At 50.5% G+C, this 22,782-nt stretch carries 18 protein-coding genes and 2 pseudogenes; 6 read left to right on the top strand and 14 right to left on the bottom strand.

The features are described from left to right. Positions 1-21 precede the first annotated feature (21 nt). The 8 genes from REIFOR_RS07545 to REIFOR_RS07510 all read right to left on the bottom strand — a co-directional run bounded on the left by REIFOR_RS07545 (position 22) and on the right by REIFOR_RS07510 (position 8,591). Complete coding sequence (locus REIFOR_RS07545; protein WP_100256973.1) at positions 22-1,644, bottom strand: long-chain fatty acid--CoA ligase; 1,623 nt, start codon at positions 1,642-1,644, stop codon at positions 22-24. A gap of 128 nt (positions 1,645-1,772) precedes the next feature. Beyond that, positions 1,773-2,213 carry a thioredoxin TrxC gene (gene trxC / locus REIFOR_RS07540; RefSeq protein WP_100258725.1) on the bottom strand — a complete coding sequence of 147 codons (441 nt, stop codon included), beginning with the start codon at positions 2,211-2,213 and terminating at the stop codon, positions 1,773-1,775. Positions 2,214-2,335: 122 nt separating this feature from the next. Then, positions 2,336-3,508 (bottom strand): thiolase family protein, encoded by a 1,173-nt coding sequence (locus REIFOR_RS07535; protein ID WP_100256972.1) that lies wholly within the window; start codon positions 3,506-3,508, stop codon positions 2,336-2,338. 107 nt (positions 3,509-3,615) lie between these two features. Further along, the gene (locus REIFOR_RS07530) at positions 3,616-4,371 is read right to left on the bottom strand and encodes an SDR family oxidoreductase (RefSeq protein WP_100256971.1); all 756 of its coding nucleotides are present in this window, start codon (positions 4,369-4,371) and stop codon (positions 3,616-3,618) included. 133 nt (positions 4,372-4,504) lie between these two features. Continuing rightward, positions 4,505-5,548: an enoyl-CoA hydratase/isomerase family protein gene (locus tag REIFOR_RS07525; RefSeq protein ID WP_100256970.1), complete on the bottom strand. Its 1,044-nt coding sequence runs from the start codon at positions 5,546-5,548 to the stop codon at positions 4,505-4,507. A 110-nt stretch (positions 5,549-5,658) separates the two neighbouring features. After that, positions 5,659-7,467: an ABCB family ABC transporter ATP-binding protein/permease gene (locus REIFOR_RS07520; RefSeq protein ID WP_100256969.1), complete on the bottom strand. Its 1,809-nt coding sequence runs from the start codon at positions 7,465-7,467 to the stop codon at positions 5,659-5,661. Between the two features lie 105 nt (positions 7,468-7,572). Continuing rightward, entirely contained in the window at positions 7,573-8,310 is a 738-nt protein-coding gene (locus REIFOR_RS07515; RefSeq protein ID WP_100256968.1) for a pseudouridine synthase, read from the bottom strand. Further along, complete coding sequence (locus tag REIFOR_RS07510; protein WP_100256967.1) at positions 8,307-8,591, bottom strand: hypothetical protein; 285 nt, start codon at positions 8,589-8,591, stop codon at positions 8,307-8,309. Before REIFOR_RS07510 ends, REIFOR_RS07515 begins: the two co-directional genes overlap by 4 nt. A gap of 141 nt (positions 8,592-8,732) precedes the next feature. Between REIFOR_RS07510 and REIFOR_RS07505 the strand changes: the two genes are divergently transcribed. Continuing rightward, complete coding sequence (locus tag REIFOR_RS07505) at positions 8,733-9,224, top strand: hypothetical protein (RefSeq protein ID WP_100256966.1); 492 nt, start codon at positions 8,733-8,735, stop codon at positions 9,222-9,224. A 260-nt stretch (positions 9,225-9,484) separates the two neighbouring features. On the opposite strand, the gene REIFOR_RS07500 is transcribed toward REIFOR_RS07505, so the two are convergent. The 4 genes from REIFOR_RS07500 to REIFOR_RS07485 all read right to left on the bottom strand — a co-directional run bounded on the left by REIFOR_RS07500 (position 9,485) and on the right by REIFOR_RS07485 (position 14,794). Beyond that, positions 9,485-11,392, bottom strand: coding sequence for a polysaccharide biosynthesis protein (locus tag REIFOR_RS07500; protein WP_100256965.1), 1,908 nt, complete (start codon positions 11,390-11,392; stop codon positions 9,485-9,487). 16 nt (positions 11,393-11,408) lie between these two features. Beyond that, positions 11,409-11,960, bottom strand: coding sequence for a sugar transferase (locus REIFOR_RS07495; RefSeq protein ID WP_100256964.1), 552 nt, complete (start codon positions 11,958-11,960; stop codon positions 11,409-11,411). Positions 11,961-12,190: 230 nt separating this feature from the next. Continuing rightward, positions 12,191-13,138: an NAD-dependent epimerase/dehydratase family protein gene (locus REIFOR_RS07490; protein ID WP_227003794.1), complete on the bottom strand. Its 948-nt coding sequence runs from the start codon at positions 13,136-13,138 to the stop codon at positions 12,191-12,193. Positions 13,139-13,429: 291 nt separating this feature from the next. Then, positions 13,430-14,794 carry a phosphohexomutase domain-containing protein gene (locus REIFOR_RS07485; RefSeq protein ID WP_100256963.1) on the bottom strand — a complete coding sequence of 455 codons (1,365 nt, stop codon included), beginning with the start codon at positions 14,792-14,794 and terminating at the stop codon, positions 13,430-13,432. Positions 14,795-14,961: 167 nt separating this feature from the next. On the opposite strand from REIFOR_RS07485, the gene REIFOR_RS07480 reads away from it, so the two are divergent. Together REIFOR_RS07480 and REIFOR_RS07475 are read left to right on the top strand one after the other, a co-directional pair. Continuing rightward, positions 14,962-16,245 carry an LPS O-antigen chain length determinant protein WzzB gene (locus REIFOR_RS07480; protein WP_100256962.1) on the top strand — a complete coding sequence of 428 codons (1,284 nt, stop codon included), beginning with the start codon at positions 14,962-14,964 and terminating at the stop codon, positions 16,243-16,245. A gap of 112 nt (positions 16,246-16,357) precedes the next feature. Beyond that, entirely contained in the window at positions 16,358-17,434 is a 1,077-nt protein-coding gene (locus tag REIFOR_RS07475; protein ID WP_158524320.1) for an LPS O-antigen chain length determinant protein WzzB, read from the top strand. Between the two features lie 17 nt (positions 17,435-17,451). Here the strand turns inward: REIFOR_RS07475 and REIFOR_RS07470 are convergent, their stop codons facing one another. Continuing rightward, a complete protein-coding gene (locus REIFOR_RS07470) occupies positions 17,452-18,288 on the bottom strand; it encodes a hypothetical protein (protein ID WP_100256960.1) in 837 nt (278 codons plus the stop codon). 210 nt (positions 18,289-18,498) lie between these two features. On the opposite strand from REIFOR_RS07470, the gene REIFOR_RS07465 reads away from it, so the two are divergent. After that, positions 18,499-19,314 (top strand): glycosyltransferase, encoded by an 816-nt coding sequence (locus tag REIFOR_RS07465; RefSeq protein ID WP_100256959.1) that lies wholly within the window; start codon positions 18,499-18,501, stop codon positions 19,312-19,314. 39 nt (positions 19,315-19,353) lie between these two features. After that, complete coding sequence (locus REIFOR_RS07460; protein WP_100256958.1) at positions 19,354-20,721, top strand: O-antigen ligase family protein; 1,368 nt, start codon at positions 19,354-19,356, stop codon at positions 20,719-20,721. Positions 20,722-20,920: 199 nt separating this feature from the next. Here REIFOR_RS07460 and REIFOR_RS07455 read toward each other — a convergent pair. After that, positions 20,921-21,992: pseudogene (locus REIFOR_RS07455) on the bottom strand (IS3 family transposase). Positions 21,993-22,566: 574 nt separating this feature from the next. Between REIFOR_RS07455 and REIFOR_RS07450 the strand changes: the two are divergent. Continuing rightward, positions 22,567-22,743: pseudogene (locus REIFOR_RS07450) on the top strand (transposase); the annotation flags it as partial. Positions 22,744-22,782: the final 39 nt, after the last annotated feature.

Below are 22,782 nucleotides of genomic sequence, written 5' to 3'. Positions count from 1 at the left end.
GTTTTCTTTTTGCAGACCAGGCTAGTCGGCCAGCAGGATACGCCGGTATTCATCGCGCACATCCATCTTGCGTAACTTGCCGGTGCCAGTATGGGGTAAGGACTCCACCACCACGATGCGATCGGGCAACCACCACTTGGCGACCCGTTGCTGCAACATGGCACGCAGGGCGGCCTCATCATAATCTTGACCGGCACGCAGGGTGATCAGCATCACCGGCCGCTCATCCCATTTCTCGTGCAGGGCGGCAATCACACAGGCCTCGTTGACGGCGGGATAGTCCAGCGCGGCATTTTCCAATTCCACCGAGCTGATCCATTCGCCGCCCGACTTGATGACATCCTTGGTGCGGTCAACCACGCTCATATAGCCTTGGGCATTGATCACGGCGATATCGCCGGTAATAAACCAGCCATCGACAAAGCTGTCGGCGCCCTCGCCCTTGAAGTACGACGCCAACACCCAAGGCCCGCGCACGCGCAGCTCGCCGCGGGTGACCCCGTCGTGCGTCACGACACGCCCGGCGGCATCAAAGATGTCAATCTCGACACCGAAGATCGGTTTGCCGGCCGAGGCTTGCAGCGCATAACAGTCCTCATCGGAGAGCTGATCCATCTGCGGGGTCAGGTTGGCCGTGGTCGCCAGCGGCGAGGTTTCGGTCATGCCCCAGATGCCCATCCAGTAAACGTCATAGAGTTCGGCATAGCTCTTGACCATGGCCGTGGGCGAGGCGGCACCGCCCACCCCGACAATGGCCAAGGACTCGATGCTCTTACCGCTTTGTTGCAAGTAATTGTGCAGGTTCAACCAGACCGTGGGCACGCCATAGGATTGATTGACCTGTTCGGTCTCAATAAGCTTTTGTAGGTTTTCGCCGGTTAAGGCACAGCCCGGAAACACCAGCTTGGCACCATAGATCGGCGCCGAGAAGGGAATGCCCCAGGCGACCACGTGATACATCGGTACCACCGGCATGACCACCGACCATTCGTCAAAATCCAAGGCCTGACTGCCACCGCTGAGAATGGCGTGCTGCACCATCGAGCCCTGGGTATAGAGCACGCCCTTGGGGTTGCCCGTGGTGCCACTGGTGTAGCACAGGCCACAGGGGGTATTGGCCGGCAAGGACGGCCAGACTGCCTCATCGGACTGGGCGGCGATCAGTGTCTCATAACATTCCAGACTGAGCGGGCTCGACTGCGGCATCTGTTCGGCCGCACACAGGACGATCAGCCGAGTGACGCTGGGAATCTTATCGGCCAAGGCTTCTAGAATGGGCAACAGTTCCGGGTCGACGAAGATCCAGCGATCTTCGGCGTGATTGATAATATATTGCAGCTGCTCGACAAAGAGCCGCGCATTGAGGGTGTGCACCACCAGGCCCTGGCCGGTAATGCCATAGTAAAGTTCAAAGTGACGATAATGATTGACCGCCAGGGTCGCAATCCGATCCCCCGGACTCAGGTTCGCCGAGGCGAGGAAATTGGCCACACGACAGGCGCGTTTATAGGCATCGGCATAGGTATAGCGATGCACGCTCAGATCCGCGAGCATCGACACGATCTCTTGTTCCGGGTAGCGCAGCGCAGCCGACTTGAGAATATCGCTGGTGTTCAACGGGAAGGTCATCATAGGCTCGGACATGGCGTAGGGCTCCAAAAGTTCTTATTATTGTGCAGATCAGTGTAGCGACCCGGCGTTTCTCGGCCTATCGGACGTTAGTATAAGAGCTGGCAAGCCTAGCCCGCTGCGAGCGCACGCAATGCCTCGCCTCAACCACCCAGATCGGCGACCTTTTTTTCCAACCACTGATCAAACATCGACGCCGGCATGGCGCCGGCTTGCCGGTCCACCACCGCCCCGCGGTGAAACAGGAGCAGGCTTGGAATAGAGCGGATGCCATAGGTCTGCGACAGGCCCGGAGCACTGTCGGCGTCGACCTTGACAAAGCGGACCCTGGGCTCCCAACTCGCCGCAGCCTGTTCGAAGATCGGGCCAAACTGCACACAGGGACCGCACCAGCTGGCCCAAAAATCGACCACCACCGGCAAATCGGTTTTGAGCACCACCTTGGCAAAGTTTTGCTCCGTCACCGCCACCGGCCGAAAGGAAAACAGCGGCGCTTTGCAGCGGCCGCAGGTCGCCTTATCCATGAGCCGTTCTTTCGGCACTCTATTGAGGGTGGTACAGGCGGCGCAGCTGATATTGAGCATGGTCATGAGCTCCTTAGATTTGGTTCATTTTAAACTGGGGGCATCGATTCGATTTAACCCCCCTATTCAATTAGCCTTGGCTTATGCGCCCTGCCGGATTGGCAGGGCGCATAAGCGGCAGACTAGCGCTCCAAACAGATGGCCGTGCCTTCGCCGCCACCGATACACAAAGCCGCGATGCCGCGCTTTTTATCCAGGCGAATCATATTGTGCAACAGGGTGACCACGATGCGCGCGCCCGAGCAGCCCAATGGATGGCCCAGGGCACAGGCGCCGCCACTGATATTGGTAATCTCATGGCTAAAGCCCATGTCCGCCATACCCATCATGGTAACCATGGCAAAGGCTTCGTTGATTTCCGCCAATTCGATATCGTCGGCAAACCATTGGGCGTTGGCCAGAGCCTTGGTCATGGCACCGATTGGGGCGCAAGTGAACTCGCTCGGCGCCTGGGCATGACTGGCGTAACCCTTGATGGTCGCCAATATCGGTAAATTTAGCGCCATGGCTCGAGTTCGACTCATGACCACCAAAGCCGCGGCGCCATCGCTGATCGAGCTGGCATTGGCGGCCGTGATGGTGCCGGTCTTGGTAAAGGCGGGGCGTAACTGGGGGATCTTGTCCGGACGTGCCAGCGCCGGCTGCTCGTCGGTATCGACTCGAACCTCGCCGGCTCGGGTGGTCAGGGTCACCGGGGCAATTTCGGCGGCAAAGTGGCCTTCGGCGATGGCGCGCTGCGCTCGGGTTAGGCTTTCTAGCGCAAAGTTGTCCATCTGCTCGCGGCTGATCTGCCGGTCATCGGCGGTGCCCTGGGCGTGCACGCCCATGGCACTGCCATCGAAGGCATCTTCCAAGCCGTCTAAAAACATATGGTCATAGACCGTCTGATGGCCCATGCGGTAACCGGCGCGCGCTTTGTCGAGCATAAAGGGGGCGTTGGACATCGATTCCATGCCACCGGCCACGGCCGATTGGATCGCCCCGGTGCGGATCTGGTCCGCCGCCAGCATCAGGCTCTTCATCCCGGAACCACAGACCTTATTGACCGTGGTGGTCGGGACCGAGTCGGAAATGCCCGCCTTGATCGCGGCCTGGCGGGCCGGGGCCTGCTTTAAGCCGGCCGGCAACACACAGCCCATATAGACTTCATCGGGCTCGCCGGCGGAGAGCCCGATACTGGCCAAACTGGCCGCAATCGCCTGGGCGCCCAATTCGGTCGCCGTTAAGGGACTCAGAATGCCCTGAAAGCCCCCCATGGGGGTGCGTTTGGCGGCAACGATAACGACTTCGATCATACTGAAATTCACTCCTGTGATTAATGGTTTTGAGCCAAGCCCTGACCGGGTTTTAGCCCGCCAGGCTGTGTGGGCAATGCTAGAGCCGCAAGGCTGTGTGGGCAATGCTAGAGCCGCAAAGCCGCATCGACTTCTAGGGTGCGGCCGGAGTAATAATCGTTTTCAAAAATAAAGCTTACCGCCTGGGCGATATGGTCCGGCTGACCCCAATGCCCCAAGGGCACCATGGCGCTGACCCGCTCCTTGGCCGCGTCTTTCATACTCGCGGTCATCTCAGTGGCAATAAAGCCCGGTGCGACATCGGCGACCCGAATGTTATAGCGCGCCAGTTCCTTGGCCCAAGTCACGCTAAGCGCAGACACCCCGGCCTTGGCGGCACTGTAATTGGACTGACCGAGATTACCAGCGCGCGAGATGGAACTGATATTGACGATCACGCCCGGTGTTTTAGCGCTGACCATCCAAGCCGCCGCATCACGACCGCAGAGGAAGACACCGGTCAGGTTGACATCGATCACCGACTGCCAGTGCGCCAAGGACATTTTGGTCAATTCACCGTCCTTGACTCGGACTAAGAGCCCATCACGCAAAATCCCGGCGTTGTTGACCAGACCGTCGAGCTGGCTATGATCGGCCTGCATTTGCTGAAAGAGCTGCGCCACCGAGGCTTCATCGGCGACATTGGCGCTATAGCCGTAGGCGACTCCGGTTGCAGACAGGGTTGCCACCGCCTGGCGCACGCCCTCGTCATCAATATCGATCACCGACACCACGGCACCCTTGGCCTGCAAGGCCTGTGCGATGGCAAAACCCAGGCCGCGCGCGGCGCCGGTGATAGCGATGTGTTTAGCCTTTAGGTCCATAGGTCTCTGCTCTGCTTCGTAGTACTGTTTTATTGGCTTAAGTAGTGCTGTTTTATTGGCTTAAGTAGTGCTGTTTTATTGGCTTGGGCACGGCTCGTCGCCTTGGCGAAATGCCTTGATTGCGAGTCTTAGCCTAGGCGATCGGTGGCGTCGCTAACACGGCGTTCAGTTCGTCAATGGGCACCGATTCCACCCGGTTATAGGCCCAGTCGGCGCGCGGCAACTTATCGATCAGCTTAGCCTGCACACCCAAGACAAACTCCGGATACGCGCAGGCATTGGCGCCGGTCACCAGCTCTTGCACCAGTACTTCGGCCCGCGTTTTACCGCGCTGACGGCTGAAGTGCTGCCAGGTCAGGGCGATCGACCAGGCCGAGCCGGTGGCCCAACTGTCGATGGCGCGCGCAAAGGGCTCAAGCTGACTGTTCTGTTCGGCAATCACCAGCCAATCACTCAGGGTGCCGGTCTTCGGCAAGAGCTGCAGGGCGCTGTGCCACTGCTGATAGAGCGGCTCGATGCGCGGATCGACCGACAGTATATCCAGTTCACTCGGCGCCAAGCCCGCGCTCAACTGCCGTTGCAATGACTGGGCATAGTCGTGCGTGATCAGGCCATCGACAAAACCGAGCGCCAGTGCCTCGGCGGCGCTGAGCGTGATGCCACTGATCGCCAAAAAGGTCCCCAGGCGCCAGTCGCCCTGTTGCAGAAAATGCGCCGCGCCGACATCTGGGTACAGACCGATCTGAATTTCCGGCATGGCAAAGGTTGCGCTGTCGCTGCACAGCTTCAGGTTGGCACCGGCAAACAGACCCCAACCGCCGCCGAAGGTAATGCCTTCGGCAAAGACCACGACCGGTTTCGGGCTCTGCTCGATGAGCAGGTCAATGGCGTATTCCAGCTCGAAATACTGAGTCGCCAGCTGGCGCTTGGCATCGTCCGTGGGCTCACCGATCAGCGCCAGGGCTAAGGCCTTAACGTCGCCACCGGCACAGAATGCGCGCGCGGCTTGGCTATCGAGCCAAATGGTTTTGACCTCAGGGTCGGCAAATCCGGCGGCCAGGGCCGCGTCGAGTTGCTTGAGCAGGTCCAGATTCAAGGCATTTAAGGCCTTGGGACGATCCAAGCGGATCTGCCACAGGGCGCCGGTCTTGTGTGTGCTTAAGAGTTGATCTGTCATGGGGCCCAACCTTATCTCATTTGGTCGTGAGTTCTATAGTGCCTTGGTCGCATTCAGCCAGTCGTGCCGTGACCGACCCAGACCGCTGGCATGGCGGAGTGGCGATGGCGTCAAATCGAGACGGCCTGGCCATCACGCTGCTGCTGTTGATGCCACATGCCGGCAAAGACCCCGTCTTGCGCCAGCAACTCATTAAAGCGACCTTGCTCGGCAATCTGGCCGTCCTGCATCACGACGATAACATCGGCATCGATAATGGTCGACAATCGATGGGCGATCACCACCGTGGTGCGATTTTGCGCCACCTCATTCATAGCGGTCAAGATCGCCTGTTCGGAATGAGAATCGAGCGCCGAGGTGGCCTCATCAAAAATCAGAATCGGCGGGTTCTTGAGCAACACTCGGGCAATGGCGATGCGCTGCTTCTCGCCGCCGGAGACCTTAAGACCGCGCTCACCGACCCGGGTATGTTCCTTATCGGGTAAGGACAGAATAAAGGCTTCCAGATGGGCCATACGAATGGCGTGCCAGACTTGCTCATCGCTGGCATCGGGCAGGCCATAACGGACGTTATTGAAGATGGTGTCGTTGAACAATACTGTGTCCTGTGGCACCACGCCGATGGCCCGGCGCAACGACAGCTGACTGACCGCCTGACAATTCTGACCGTCGAACAGGATGGCACCGCTGTCGGTATCGTAAAAACGGAACAGTAAGCGCGCCAAGGTCGACTTGCCCGCCCCACTGCCACCGACCAGGGCCACCTTAGTGCCCGGCGCAATCTCGAGATTAATACCCTTGAGAATCTCCCGCTCCGGATGATAACCAAAACGCACATCCTTGAGCGAGATGGCGCCCGGTCCCATGCTCAGCTCGGCCACGCCCGGCGCATCGATAATGCGCGGTTTCTTATCGAGCAGGCCAAAGAGTTTTTCAATATCGGTCAGCGCACGGCGAATTTCTCGATAAACAAAGCCGAGAAAATTCAGCGGCAGGAATATCTGAATGGTGTAGGCGTTGATCATCACCAGATCGCCGATGCTGATGGTGCCGGCGACCACATCCTGGGCCGCCATGACCATCATAAAAGTAAGCGCCACGGCAATAATGGCGGCCTGACCGGTGTTGAGGGCCAGTAACGACATGCGGTTCTTGAGTCGCGCGGTCTCCCAGACGGCGAGATTTTTATCGTACTCTCGGGCCTCCCAGGCCTCATTACCGAAGTACTTGACCGTTTCAAAATTCAATAACGAGTCGATCGCGCGCGTGCTGGTCTGGCTGTCGAGGCTGTTGGCCTCGCGGATAAACTTGTTGCGCCATTCGGTGGTCAGCACGGTAAAGAAGATAAAGGTCACCACGGCAAACAGGGTAATCACCGCATACCAAACATTAAAGGCCACCACCAGAATGGCAGTCACCATGCCCAGTTCAAGCAAAGTCGGCACTATGTTGAACACCAAGAAGCGCAATAAGAAATGGATGCCGCTGGTGCCGCGCTCTATATCGCGGCTGATACCGCCGGTTTGCCGACTCAGGTGAAACTCCAAGTCCATCTGGTGCAAGTGCTCAAAGACCTGCAATGAGGCTAAGCGCGTCGCGCGCTCGGTAACCCGAGAGAAGATGGCATCGCGTATCTCCGAAAAGGCCACCGACCCGAAGCGGAAAAAACCGTAGGCGAACAGATACAGAAAGGGCACCGCAATCAGCTGGCTCTGCGCGCTATCGAGCCCGTCGACTATATGCTTCATGGTCCAGGGCATGGCCACCCAAACCAGCTTGGCAAGCACCAAAAACACCAGCGACAGGCCGACTCGCCCCTTAAATGCCCATAGATAAGGCCAGAGGGAACGCAGGACCAAACCTAGATCGAGTGGCTTTACCTTATCTGAGGGTTCTGAACCACCCGAATGACCGTGCATCTACTTCTCCAATGGATTGAATGGCTGTGATTGTTTACCCGGGCCTTATCGCGACGGCAACTATGTGCGCGGCAGGACCGGTAATACAGGTTATTTATGGATCTCTTAACGCCAGCCGAAGCGCACCAACCATTGGCGCCAGAGTTCGGTCAGCGGTGCTTGTACCTCGAGCCAACGGTCGGTGACCGGGTGCTGAAAGCCGATACTCACTGCCCGTAACGCCAACGAGGTCACCCCCAGCTCGGCCAAGGCCACCTTATTATGGTGGCGGCAGCCGTGCTTGGTATCGCCCAAGATCGGATGGCGAATATGCTTTAAATGCCGCCGTATCTGATGTTTACGGCCGGTGTGGGGGCTGCAGACCACCCAGGAATAACGGCTCTGAGCATAGCGACTGACCGGCAAGGCCAATTCCGCACAGCCCTGACGGCGAAAATCGGTTTGGGCTGACTGGGCTTCCGGCGCTTTGGCGGCGAACTTATCGCCGATCTTATCCAACTGCTCGGTCAGGGCATAGTCCACGGCCAATTGTTCGGGCACAAAACCGCGGCAGATGGCCCAATAGGTTTTTTGCACCGACTGAGCGCGAAACTGCTCGGCCAGGTGCCGCGCGACCGTATCGGTTTTGGCAATAATCACCAGGCCGCTGGTCGGGCGGTCGAGCCGATGCACGGTATGCACCTTGCCGAACTGATTCTGGCCGGCCAAATAGGTCTTCACCCGGCGGGCCAGCGTGTCAGTCTCGTGCCGATCCAGCCAAGAAGGGTGCATCAGCAGGCCGGGCGGTTTATCGACCACCAAGAGCCACTCGTCTTCAAAGATTACCTCTAACTCGGGTATCATGCGTTGGAGTCCGCATCCAGGTCGATGCTTTCGCCCTCCTGCGCATCCTCGTCCGGGTCATCTTCATCGCCTTCGACCAGCTCGGTAATGGACGGCTCGCCACACACCGCACACTGCCCTTCGATAAAGATCCGCTCCAAGAGCTCGTATTCGACCGGATGCACCATGCCCAAGTCAATTTCTCGGCAGGTGTTACACCAGGTATTGTGCAGGAAATCGGCCTGTTCATCGGGGTCTCGGGCGAAAAAATCGCGGCTGATGCGCTCATCACTGTCGGACATAGGGACGTTGCTCTAAAATTTGTCGGTATCTTAGCACAGCCCGGTCGATCCGCCTGCAGCGGCTGAGCTCGGTCAGCGCTAGAAGCCCCGCCCGATTCGTGCGATCATCCGCCTTTATTCAATCTTACAGCCTGCCTGCCCATGAATATCCCAACCTTTATCGCTTTTGAAGTCACCGATGTCGAAACTGGCTACCCCTATGCCATCGCCTGGTCCCTGCCCGACGGCCAATACAAGACCGTACTGGTGCGCCCAGAGGAAGACTGGCTGATCGACTTTGAAATGGGCCAATACAGCCCCGATGCACCGCCGCTGCAAGACTTGCTCGATAAGGGTGAGTCGGTCAAAGACATACTAAAAGAATGGCAACACGACTTCGAGCGCGGCGAGCTCTACTGCCAAGACCCGATTCTGGCCCAATACTGCCTGGACCTGATGTTCAATGTGCTCGACAAGGAATGCGAATACGAGGTGGTATCGGAATACGACTGCTACGACAAGATCGATAGCTTCGATATAGACGACCAACGCCGCTGGATTATGGACACCGAGGGCCTCAACGCCACCCAGTGTGAGGATATGGTCCGGGCGATGATCTATGTTTATTCGCGAATGGAAGATGGGGAACTGTAGATTTAATCCGAGAGGATTTCGGATGGACATTTTCTCTATAGGCTTTGCAGCTCTAAACGCTGTTGCACAAAAGAAAGCCAGTATCCGACTAGCCTAGGCTGCCGTGGGCTTTAGCGAAACCTGCTATCGCTGCAGTCGGAAACTTAGTGATGAGAAAGTCCAACTTAGAATTCCATTAACTCGGGACTTATTCTCAAAAACATAGTGACGCTCCATCAAATACGGTTCTGAGATGGTGGAGCAACAGTAAGTTTGACGAGTTAAACTGGTCTTTTATCCAACAAATCAACTAGAGCTGAGTTCGGTTTGAAGCCGCTTACCACTGATTGCAATATAGTGCGCGCTGCCTCAGCATCTAATCTATCCTCAGCTTTCTCTAACTGCCTCAATGCTTCTAAAACCACCTCTTCCTCAACAAACACCTCATTTGCTCGCAATATTTTAGAGTGTTCTGTGCCGGTAACGGAATCTCCAATTAAAAGCTCTTCAAATAATTTTTCGCCAGGCCGCAAGCCAGTGAATATAATTTCTATATCGCCATCAGGATGATCATCACTTTTGACGTCAAAACCACTAAGTTCGATCATACGACGAGCTAGATCTATGATTTTGACCGGGTCACCCATATCCAACACAAACACATCGCCTCCTAGTGCCATGGCGCCGGCCTGAATTACAAGCTGCGAGGCTTCAGGGATTGTCATGAAGTATCGAGTTATTTCAGAGTGTGTAACTGTAATGGGCCCGCCATGTGCAATTTGCTTACGAAATTTCGGAACCACAGAACCCGAAGAGCCCAACACGTTTCCAAAACGTACCATGCAGAAAACGGTGTCTGATTTTTGGGCTAAAATCTGAATCAACTGTTCAGCGAAACGTTTACTTGCTCCCATTACATTAGTAGGGCGCACGGCCTTGTCGGTACTAATTAGTACAAATCGTTCAACTTTGTGTAAATGAGCAAGTTCGGAAACGACTTTAGTCCCAATTATATTATTGCGTATCCCTTCAAACACATTTTGCTCAACCAATGGCACATGTTTATACGCTGCAGCATGATAAACGGTATTTACCGAGTATTGGCTGAATACAGCACCTAACTTATTAGCATTAGTAACAGAGCCTAAGATCGGAATAATTTGAACATCAAAATCTAAACTCGAGACTAGGTTTGTTAGCTCTTGCTCAATAAGATACAAAGAGTATTCATTTTGCTCAAAAATAATGAGCTTTTTTGGCATTGCATTAACAATCTGTCTACAAAGTTCAGAGCCTATGGAACCGCCACCACCAGTCACCATAACCACCTTGTTTTTAATGCAAGCGTCAAATAGCTCTTGCATTGGGGGCACGGGGTCTCTTCCTAGTAGGTCGTCAAGCTCAACTTCTTGGAGTTGGTCAACTGAGGCTGCTCCTGAGACAATATCGGATACGGATGGAATGGTCTGCACATGCACTGCGAACGGCTCTAACTTATCAAGTATTAGTTTCCGTTCTTTTTTTGTTGCTCTTGGCGTGGCTAACAAAACACGCTGTATTTTAAAATCTGCCAGCACCTCAGCTATTTTGGCTGGATCGAATATGGGGGCGCCGTGTAAAAAATGTTGCCATAATTGAGGATTATCATCAAAAAATGCTACGGGTATGTACTCTTTACCTTTTTGTAACGCAGTAATTAATTGAATTCCAGAATCACCAGCACCATATATCGCAACGGCCTCTTTACTCGAGAAATTAGTATTGACCCACTGATACAAAAAACGAACAAACAACCGACTTCCACCGATAAACAACAAAAGCACCATTGCAAATATAATGGGAATAGATCGAGGAAATCCAGGTTCACGCGATAAGAAAACCAGACTCCATAAAACCAGCGCCATTAAACTCGAGCCTTTGACGATGGCAAATAACGCTTGGCTTCCAATGTATCGGATGATGGCGCGATATAAACCTAGCTTGGCAAAAATAAGGATTGCGACCGGTACAATCGCTGGAAACAACCACCAGAAACCAATTAAAGAAATGTCCGGCCAAAAATCGCCGAGGCGAAGGCCCCATGCTACCCACAATGCTAGCGGCACCAGTAATATATCTGCTGCCACCATAATCCATTTTTTTTGGTTGCGCTTGAGATTTGAGTATTTTGCAGTTAGCCTTACTTTCATCTAAATTTCCCAATTTTCATTTAATAACACGGTCTCCCGTCCCTTTGCCTGCGAAAGTAGAGAATATATAATAAAAGTAGGTAGTTAGGGTTAATGAGGCTATCATTTCTGCATCTGTTTTTGCCAATAATTCTGGTGTAGACATATCAATGTTAGAAATTTGTGCCAGCCCCGTGATTCCGGGGCGTACTTCGTACACTCCAAGAACGTCCCTCGCTTCTAGAAGATCACTCTGATTGGGTAAGTTTGGTCTCGGCCCTACAAGACTCATTTCGCCTTTTAATACATTCCAAAGCTGAGGCAGCTCGTCTAATTTCGATTTACGCAAAAAACCACCAATTTTGGTTATTGATGACGCACTAGCCAAATGACTGGCAACCGATTTCGTTTCAATTTCCATTGTACGAAATTTCAACAGAACAAATGAATTCTTCTTTCTGCCTACGCGTTCTTGTCGAAACATTGGGGAACCCGTATCAAACAGACCAAGTAAAAAAATAACTAATAAAACTGGAAGACCAATTACTAAACCACAAAAAGAAAAAACCAAATCAAAAAACCTGAACAAGGATCACCTCACCTTTCTAAATAAATTTAGATTTATTTTTAACCCACAATATAATTCCGTAAAAAAACCATGAAACTATAAACTAATTCTTTTGCTCATCAACCCGACCACTTAGCATCCTGAACCAGCTTCGCGTCAAACCATAAATAATATTACATATCACTTACCACCTAGTGCAGATTCGGGATGGAAAACTGCGAAGCTTGTAACAGATATTGTGGCAAACAGGCTTATTCTTTATCAGCGAAAGTTGATTCAAGTGTTAATTTTATACTTTCAGAAACACTAAACGGAGGCTCCCAATCTAATAAATCTTTGGTATGCTGAATATCGACTTGGAGTGAACCAACTAAGCGGTCGACCATTGACGATCTACCCGTTAATTTGCCAATAATTAGAAATAACCAAATAGGTACAGGTAATAGCCATAGCCTTTTTCCCATTGCTGATGCCAGGTGCACTAATAAACCAGCAGTCGATAGGTCCTCGTCGTCTGAAACTAAGAAGATTTGACTGGCAGCCCTAGAATTACTGATGCAATTAATAATCAGATCAACCAAATTATAAACAGATACCATACTTCTTCTGTTAGAGTGCAACAAACCAAACGGCAAAGGTATACCTCTTCTAACGACCTCAACCAATGAAGCAAAATTTCCTTTTACACCTTCGCCATAAACCAATGGGGGGCGAATTATAACGATCTCCATTTGGGTTTCAACGGCCAAATCAAAAAGAAGTTGCTCTGCTTCGAATTTAGACTGCCCATACATATCCTTAGGGTCAGCCTGAAATGGTAAAAAAGGTGCCCTATTTTCAGTTGATTCACCATTCACTTTAATGCTGCTTAGGAATATGAACCGTTTTACCCCAGCCTCGGCAGCACATTGAGCTAAATTTCTGACACCCTGATGATTTATTTTATGAAAACCATCTGAATTCTTATTTGTTTTTTTCTTTAAATCAGGAGTAAGGGCTGCTAAATGTATTACTACTTCGACGCCAGAAAGTGCCTTCTTAATGGATTGAACATTACTAATATCACCAAAAAATTCGTTAGGAAGCCCTACACTTCTTCGAGAAAAAAACCGTAGGTTATATTTAGAATCGCCAATCAATTTTTTAGCCAACGATTGACCGATAAAGCCTGTTCCTCCAGTAATTAATACATCTATCAATGCTTTGACTCCAAGTTTGTGAGTTAAAAAATCTTATAATGAACCTGAAATGAAAAGTAAAAAAAGAAGTAAATACATTGTGCTTTCTAAGTAAATCCAGAATCCTGTTCCGGAAAAGCATTGCCTGGATATGATGCTCAAAATGATTAGAATTCAATATTAACATGAGGTAATGCCTGAATACGACTGCTAAGACAAGATCGATCGCTTCGATCTGGATAAACAACACCGCAGAGGTGCCCAAACCCTCGGCGGTATTGTTCCTTAAAAACCATTACCTTTAGCCAAAATCTACTGCCGAATCAACGCCAATAGATCCTGAGTTTTCTCATCCATCAGGTCCTTATCGCCACGCGTTTCGACATTTAGCCGAATCACCGGCTCGGTATTGGATTTGCGCAGATTAAAACGCCATTGTGCGAACTCCAGCGACAAGCCATCGGTTCGGTCTTCGCCAATGGCATCGGGCTTATAGGCCTGATAGACGCGCGACATGGCTTCATCGGCATCGGCCACCTTGCTATTGATCTCACCCGGGCTGGGGAACTTGGCCATGCGATCTTCGACCAGCGTCTTCAGTGTGGTCTGCTTACGACTCAACAGATCGATAATCAATAACCAGGGGATCATGCCCGAGTCGGCATAGGCAAAGTCTCTAAAATAGTGATGCGCACTCATCTCTCCGCCATAGACCGCATCTTCCTTGCGCATCCGCTCCTTAATAAAGGTGTGACCCGAGACCGACTGAATCGGCACCCCGCCCGCCGCCTCGACGATTTCGACGGTATTCCACACCAAACGCGGATCGTAGACGATCTTGGCACCCGGTTGCTTGGCCAAGAAGGCTTCCGCCAGTAGGCCAACTATATAGTAGCCCTCGATAAAATTGCCGTCTTCATCCCACAGAAAGCAGCGGTCAAAGTCGCCATCCCAAGCGATACCAAGGTCGGCGCCATGGTCCTTAACGACCTTACCGGTGACCGGCTGCTGCTCATGCAACAGCGGGTTGGGAATACCATTGGGAAAGGTGGCGTCCGGTGCATGATGTATCTTAATAAACTCAATCGGCGCGCCCAGGGCCAATAATGCCGACTCAATGGCATCCAAGGACGGGCCGGCCGCGCCATTGCCGGCATTGACCACCAACTTCATCGGCTTCAGGTTAGCGACATCCAGATAGGTCATCAGGTGCTCAACATAGGCGGCGCGATTGTCCAACTGCGTCAGCGTGCCCGGCGTCTCGGCCTTCTCGCCATAGTTGCCGGATTCGGCCATGGCGCGGATATCGGCCAAACCGGTATCGGCCGATATCGGCTTGGCGTTATCGCGCACCATCTTCATGCCATTGTAATTGATCGGATTGTGGCTGGCCGTGACCATACAACCGCCCTCGGCGGCCAAAAACGTGGTACCAAAGTAGACTTCCTCGGTGCCGCACATGCCCAGATCGATCACATCGGCCCCAAAATCCAGCACGCCTTGCGCAAAGGCATCCTTTAACTCCGGCGAGGTCTCGCGCACATCCCAACCGACTACCACCTTTTTAGGCTGCAGAAAGGTCGCAAACGCGCGGCCGATGCGGTAGGCGATATCTACATTCAGCTCAGCGCCGAGTTCGCCCCGAATATCGTAGGCTTTGAAACAGGTGAGATCCATCTTAGGTCCTTATTGGCTATCTGGGTTAACATTGGCTGCGACAAGAGCGAATAATACAGGGTTGGGTGGCAATTAATAGATTGTCATATATAACCAGTGTCATACAATCGCACTAATTGAATCTTATCAACTTGTTATAAACTTCTTTTGAGGACTTCCTTGAGCTTATGGACACCAACCAACAAGACCTGATCCACCTGCGGCCCCAAAATTCCGATGAAATAGATCTCGGCGAACTACTGCGTAAGCTGATTGGTGAATGGAAATTGGTGACCGCGGTCACCCTCTTGGGCGCCGTGGCAAGCGTTGTGATTGCCTTACAGCAAACCTCTATCTATCGTGTAGAGGCCATTTTGGCCGCGCCATCTATTGCCGAGCTGGGGGCCATGGTTGACCAAACACTGGTGCCGATTGATAGCGAAAAGGCCATGGAAAAGGTAGTAGAGAGTCTGTTTTCGATCAAAAATCAACGTGCCGTTTTTGACCAGAGTGAGCTGCTCCGGCTCTCTGGCTTAGATTCCACTGTAACCCCTAACGAGCTATTCAGCACCATCACCAGGGACCTATCGATCACCCGAATTGAACGCGAGTTCTACAATTTACCGGACCAACAACGATCGCCTTTCAAAGAAGTTAATATCAGCTTTGATTCAGCCAATGCAGCAGAGGCCGCCGAATTCGTCAATACCTTGGCCATTAAAGCCTTGGCATCGTCATTAGAAACCTTTAAGGATGATGCGGCGGCCCGTAAGACCGATCAGATCCGTCAGATTGAAAGGCAGCTAAAAGGACTCCAAGAAGCCGCTAAACAGGGTCGATTGGCTGAAATTACACGCTTAGAAGACGCAAACAGTCTAGCCCGCGATGCGTTGCGATTGCAGTTAAACCTACTCGAACAGCAGGCTAAGACCAACCGACTCATGCGTATCGCCCAATTGGAAGAAGCCATCAAGACAGCCAGTAGTTTAAAGATCATCGAGCCCATATCTTGGGAAAGCCTTCGCCCTACTAATGCCAACGCACAGTTTCTAAATAATCTGTCTGGCGCCCCGGAAGCCCAACCGCTTTATTTCCAGGGAACCCGATTGCTCATTGGCGAGCGGGATATGCTAGCTGCCCGAACTGATGACCTCCTCTATGTCGCAGAATCTTCCGCCATAGAGCTTAAACTCACGCAATTGTCTGCCGATCCGAAGATCGCAGCGTTAAAAGCCCGACAAAACGACACTATTTACATCCCCAACTATGACGAACTGATTACCCAAAAATCCGAGTTGGTTAACCTATTAGTCGACTTCCCAATTGCCCGAATGGCCTCCCTAATACAGCCGGCCGTGGCCTCAACCATACCTATCAAACCCAATCGTAAGCTGATTGCGGTGGCGGGTACCGTTCTGGCGGGGTTTTTAGGCTTATTTTTTGCGCTGATTCGCATTGCGATCAAAAAATAGCTCACATTTTTAGCAAGACAATCATCTTGGAGCCATTATTCGCCTAAACTAATAAGGACACTCTCGGAAACAAGGTTTCAATAGGATGCAAGACACGGAAAGGAATCGGGACTTGATTCATTTACGACCGTCATCGGATGACGAAATTGACCTGGGTGAACTGGTTCGTAAGCTGATCAATGAATGGCAATCCATTCTATTGATTACTCTCTTCGGTGCGGTGGCCGGAGTGTCCATCGCCCTGTCGTTACCCAAGCAATACCGTATTGAAGCCGTATTCAGCCGCCCAAGCATGACTCAAATAGCGCCCTTCCTGTCACAGACTCTGATCCCCCTGGATCGCCAACAAATAGTGGGCGAGTTGCTAAAGAACCTCCAGTCTCGGAGCCTGCTGGAACAGGCGTTACAGCAAACCGACAATTTTGTAGACCATCAGGGTACCCCGCTTAGCGACCCGCAGCGGGTATCCAAAATCACCAACCTTGCAATGGCGCTGCAGATTGCACCCGCAGCCTACGACTTCCTGCCAGACAGCGGCAATAATAACGCCGAATTTGACCAAATATCGATCAGCACGCTCTCTGCTGACCCTGCATCGACCAAAGCATGGCTGGCCGCCCTATTGGATTTGGCTGAACAACAAACCATGGACGATTTGGTCGCCGATATTGAGGGTCAACAAACTATTGAACTGCAGAAGCTAAGCCAACAGATGCTCGCACTCACCAATACCGCCAGCGCAAACCAACAACGCGCTATTGAACAGCTCACCAACGCCCTCGCGATCGCCAAAAGCCTTGATATCACCACACCTCGGGCGGGCAGTACGAGCGACACAATAGTTGATTACAACAAGGGCTCAGTCATTTTAATGGCCGAATTGGCAGCCCTTAAAAACCAACAGCCTACCTTGCAAGACGTTATAGTCGGTTACCAGCAGGACAGTAGAGGCAATCTAGTCCCCACGGTGCTCTCCCCTCAAATGCTTCAGGGCCAACTTGCCGCCTTACAACAGCTGAACCTGGATTTAACCGCCGCAAGCCTACTCGACCACAGGGTACAGATTCAGGTGCCGGCTCAGGCTGAAAAGCCCAATCGCACCCTAATTGCGGTAGCCGCAACGGTTTTGGCCGGTTTTTTGGGGCTGTTTGTCGCCTTGATACAGATAGCCATTCGTAAAGCCGATTAGAGCGGAACCCTGAACGGTTATCGCTCTGCACTGCCCTCTTCTCCCGCATAATGCCCATCCCAACTGGGCGGCATTAATCTGGCATTAAAAGGAATCAGTTCCCTGGGTATAATTGAGGTGTGACTGCAGTTCTCGATACTCATATTGAATTCTTGCGCAATGTCGACCGCTAACCTCAGAGCCGGTAAAATACGCTCCTGGTAGGCGTTCTGCAGGCCCGTCCAAGCGGCATTGTGCTGATTTTCATAAAACCGGGGTTGATCGAAATCGGTTAGGTCAAAACCGACCAAATACAGCTGCTGCACCCGCAAATGAAACGCCAACTGAATACCGCAATACATCACCGTACCGCAACCAAAGTGGCCCTGCGCCAAATTCAGGCTCAACTTAGCCTTAGCGGACATACGATAGGACTCATTGGGGGCATCATTCACTGTTCGGCGAGCTTTACCATAGGGCGTCTCAAAGCCATCGATCAAAAACAGCTCAAAGTGAGCCAAGCCTTCGGCTCCACAGGTGGCGCCCAACGCCTGCATCGCCGAGGCGACCAAACACAAACGCGTTCCTTGCGGCAGCTGCATCAGCATGTCGGCCCGTTCATAGATAAACCGACTGTCTTCGATCATAACCGCGAACGGCCTAGAGACTGTGCTATCCAGAACCAGACTGATAGCCCCATTGACCAACACACACTGTTCACCGGGTATTAGACCTAAATCTTGTTGATTAATAGACGGCCCTGATCCCACCGAAAACAAACGCACCGGTGCCTCGGCCCTTAAATCGGCCCAGCTCCCGGTTCGACCAATACAATGCCCTTTCCAATAGACTTGCCAGGCATCTGCGTCAGCCATTAGCCTTAAAAAAGGCCTAGTTATGGCCATATGCTTTAATGCGACCGGCACCAATAACTTATAAAACGTTCTATAAGCCGTTGTATATAAATCAAAGCGGCGAAAACGTTGTTTATTCATCGATTTCAAAAACAATAACCTTGAATAACCTTGCGTGAAAAGATGTCGGCCCTTTACAATAGGCCTTTAATTAACGCCAGTTTAAACAAGATGAAACTAAAGGAATACCCGAAGAGCCTATTTACGGCACTTCGCTTGGCGTTAACACCAAAAAAATCATTAGGCAAAAATAGCCGCCCGGCAGAGGTGCCGGTAATTGTGACCTTCACCTCGATTCCCAGCCGCCTGCACGTATTAAGCACTACCGTGCGCAGCCTGTTAAACCAAAGCATTCAACCCGAACGCATCATCTTATGGCTTAACGACGACCTCAAGGGCGAGCTACCTCGCTCATTGACCCGCCTAGTAGGCGACCGCTTTTCAATTGAGTTCCGCGACGGTCACAGCTCCCACCGCAAACTAACCTTTGCGCTAACTGAATACCCTAACCATATCCTGGTTACCTGCGACGATGATCTAATGTACACAACCGATTGGCTAGAGCGGCTCCTAACAGAGCACACTCAGCATCCCAGGGATATTATCGCCCACGAATGTCGAACCATCACCTACGAGCAAAATGGTGATGCACAGGCCTATAAATACTGGCGAGCCGAACCACCCGGTGGGAGCCAACCGGATACACTGGCCATTGGCTATGGCGGCACCCTATACCCAGCCAACAGCTTACATCCAGACGCGCTCAATAAAGATCTTTATATGCAACTGACACCCAAGGCCGATGACCTTTGGTTTAAAGCCATGGCTGTGCGCAACAATACCCAAGTACGCCGTAGCGAACACTCCAGGCCGAGACCCATACCCATTGCTCGCAGCCAAACCATGGCCCTAGGCCACACCAACATAAAAGAAGACGGTAACCGCTCACAATGGCAAGCACTTTTAGACCATTTTCCGCTAAGATAGCGCCCCTAATCCACTAGCTTCGAAACCCAGGCCCAATTAATGACCCAACACGCCCTTGCCATTACCGATATAAACCGCTGGTTCCCGTCGACCTACCACCGCGGACCGAATTGGATGGTCTGGTTAGCCCTTATGGCTTGCTTCTGTACCGTATTTATTAAGATTTGGACCCCGACTTCGGTTAATCGCTGGCCTGAGGCGGTAACGACCCTATTGTTTATTTACCCACTCGTCACAAACTGGAGGTTCTTCAAAAAACAACCAATGATGATATTTTGGGCCCTCGCCATTGCCGCACCATTTGTTTTTTTTGGTATCAATTATTCAATAGATGCTGAATCTGCTGTTAAATATGGAGAGTTCGAAAAGCTGCCGAGAATCTATTTGTTTATTCCTATTGCTTGGTGGTTGGGGGGCAATGATCGTACTGTCGCCTTGTTTTTAGGCACTGCATTGATTGGATTTTTCTTTGCTTGCTTACAGGATCCGAATTTCAACCAAACTGTGGCTAGGATATTTCAAGGTGGGCGAGTCGACTTTGGCATACTCAATGCTCAGCATGTGGCACTGTTCTTTTCTTTTGGACTTATTGGGTGTTTGAGTTATTTCCAAGATGCAATCAAAAACAAGACCATCATCCATAGAATTGGCTTTACCGCCTTTCTCACAATTGCTGGAGCCTTATGTACTATTGGTATTATTGGCACTCAGACCCGGGCTGCTTTCTTGGGTTTATTGACTACCTTTGTTGTTTATCTAATGATCTCGATGTACCGTATTGTGAAAATAAAAAAAGCAAAGCAAAACATCAAAGCAATGATGTCAACTCTAGCTGCAATAATTATAATAGGCTCAATGAGCTATTTATTTAAAGACAACCTAACCGAAAAAGTTTTCAGTGAGAAAAATACAATAAGCGCGATTACGGCAGGAGATTGGGACAACATACCCTATACCAGCATTGGCGTCCGAGTAAATACCTGGTTACAAGCATTGGAGTGGATTGCTGAGAAACCGCTTATTGGTTACGGTGGAAAAGTAAGAACTGACATTGTTAAACAATCACTGAAACATCCTGATTGGGTTAAAAAACAGTTTGGTCATTTTCACAACAGTTACATCGAAATTATGCTAGGTAGTGGTTTGCTCGGTCTGTTTTTGTTTTTCACACCAGTCATATACGGTTTAACAAAAGCGCACAAACTCTGCCGACCTATTCACTACTTTGCACTCTTTGGTTTAATAAATTTTTTGTTTATGAATATGTTTGAGTCTTATCTATTTTTCTGGATGGGGCCATTTGTACTAACGCTAGTTAATAGTCCGTTATTCAGTAGTGTGTTATCGAATGCACATATAAAAATAGGATTCAATGAGGGAATGAGTAGTAGTAATCACATAGATTGATTCAACCGGTCACGGCAACACTCCTAAATAAAACGGAGCGTAAATATTACGCATCCAAATAAGATGACCTATTAAAATGAAGGAAACTATCCTGCACTTGTGGAAAGCGGGAGATCCAATGGCCAATATTTCTAAAGTTTTATAAAAGGCATTTCAATTCCCCCAATTTATTGTTAGTTAAAAATAGGGAGTTTATCAGTCACAATAGTTGCCTTGGCGAAACTAAGCCAATCGAAGAATGTGGTCGCTCATTATTGCAAGTCCATTGCCATTGGGTTGCCAATAATTGAGCCTGTTCAATGTCCTCAAAGATATTCAATTCCAACCACTCATTCCTTGCAGTTCGGTTGAATCGTTCAACGTAAGCATTTTGAGTTGGCTTCCCAGGCTGGATGTAAAGCAATTTAATCTGCTCCTAGTTCGCACACTTAATAAGATCCTGACTGATTTATTCTGGTCCATTGTCACAACGAAGTGCACTGGGTTTTCCGCGCCATTCAATGTTTCTTTCCCATGAACGGATAACGCGTTGAGTCGGTAGCGAAAAATCCACGTCAATCGTTAAGTATTCCTGATTAAAGTCATCGATTACATTGAACGTACGGACCGAACGACCGTCTTTCAATGAATCGCTCATGAAGTCCATAGACCAAGCATGATTTATCGCTGATGGCACACTGAGAGGCTCTGGCTTATCTCTTTTAATCCGTTTTCCAGGCTTGATGCGTAAGTTTAATTCCAAGTCATGATAGATGCGGTGTGCCCGCATATGATTCCAGTGAAATCCTTTGGAATTGCGTAGGAACATAAAAAAAACCCCAAAACCAGCGTTTATGGGCCGTCGTGAGCCTTAGAAGCCAGTCGGCGATAACAGCATTTTCATCCGATAATTGAGCTTGTTACATAAAACAGGTGTCACTGATAGAGAGCACATCGCATGCCAATCGGATACTTACGTTGTATTCAGTTCGGATGGATTTTGCCAGCTCTCGCCGGAGGGCTAGCCTTACAACTTTTTTCGATAACCTCCTTGGCTATCTCGGCCTTAAGTTTTTCCTCAGCATATATTTTTTAAGCCGACGATTCTCATCTTTTAGTTCTTTCAACCGCTTCATCAGAGATCCGTCCATACCGCCAAACTTAGTACGCCATTCGTAGAAGCCTGCTGAGCTGAAGCCGTGTTCTCGACACAGGTCTGGAACACTGGCGCCTGCTTAAATCTGCTTTAATATGGCCATAATCTGACTTGCGGTAAATTGTAATGTTTGCATAGCAACGTCCTCTATAGGTAGTTTACGAGGGTTATCGATTTATGACTGCTGCTAATTTCAGGGGGGATTACACATGACCCGTGTACTAATGGTGTGCGGATAATACCACTTCTTTAGATATTGCTTTTTCAACAATTAAAACCTTGCTCTGCCCCATAAAAAGACAATCCATAGGGGACATAAGGTATATTTAAATTGTCAAAGTTGAACATCTTAAGAGGGCTGGATCATTTCGCAATTTCCCTGATTGAACTCAGAAATACAAATTACTTTACTCCTAAATCAGTTGTTAACTTTTCCAAGTGAAGGAATTACTAAGCATTAACACCGCGGACCTCCTCAATACTATTGGATGAAATATCATTCATAATTTGCGCGCATCACGCTGCATAAACCATTAAGTCATTAAGTCATTAAGTCATTAAGTCATTATCATAGAAATTAATGTCAACTTCTATGAAGAAACGATATTTCTTAGTCAGAGCTCGACAGCAGTGTAGAATGAAATATGACGTGGTCTAATGGATTAGAACAGCCTAGTTAAGAGACAATACTCAAAACTGGAGCAAATTAAATGACCAAAAAAAAGGAGTACCCGAAAGTATTTAAGCTAGATGCCCTCAGCTTAGTGCTAGAACCAGAATACACCAAATCTGAGGCCTCGCGAAGTCTAGGTATTAACCCTAATTTGATTGCGAGATGGATTCAAGAGCACCAGGCCGATGGCTCAAGGCAGGCCTTTCGGGGCAATGTGTAGTGGTCTAATAATCCCGGACACCATTTTAGGTGG

It is taken from the genome of Reinekea forsetii, from assembly GCF_002795845.1.
Taxonomy (GTDB): Bacteria; Pseudomonadota; Gammaproteobacteria; order Pseudomonadales; family Natronospirillaceae; genus Reinekea; species Reinekea forsetii.
This window is presented reverse-complemented; position numbering and strand designations above follow the sequence as displayed.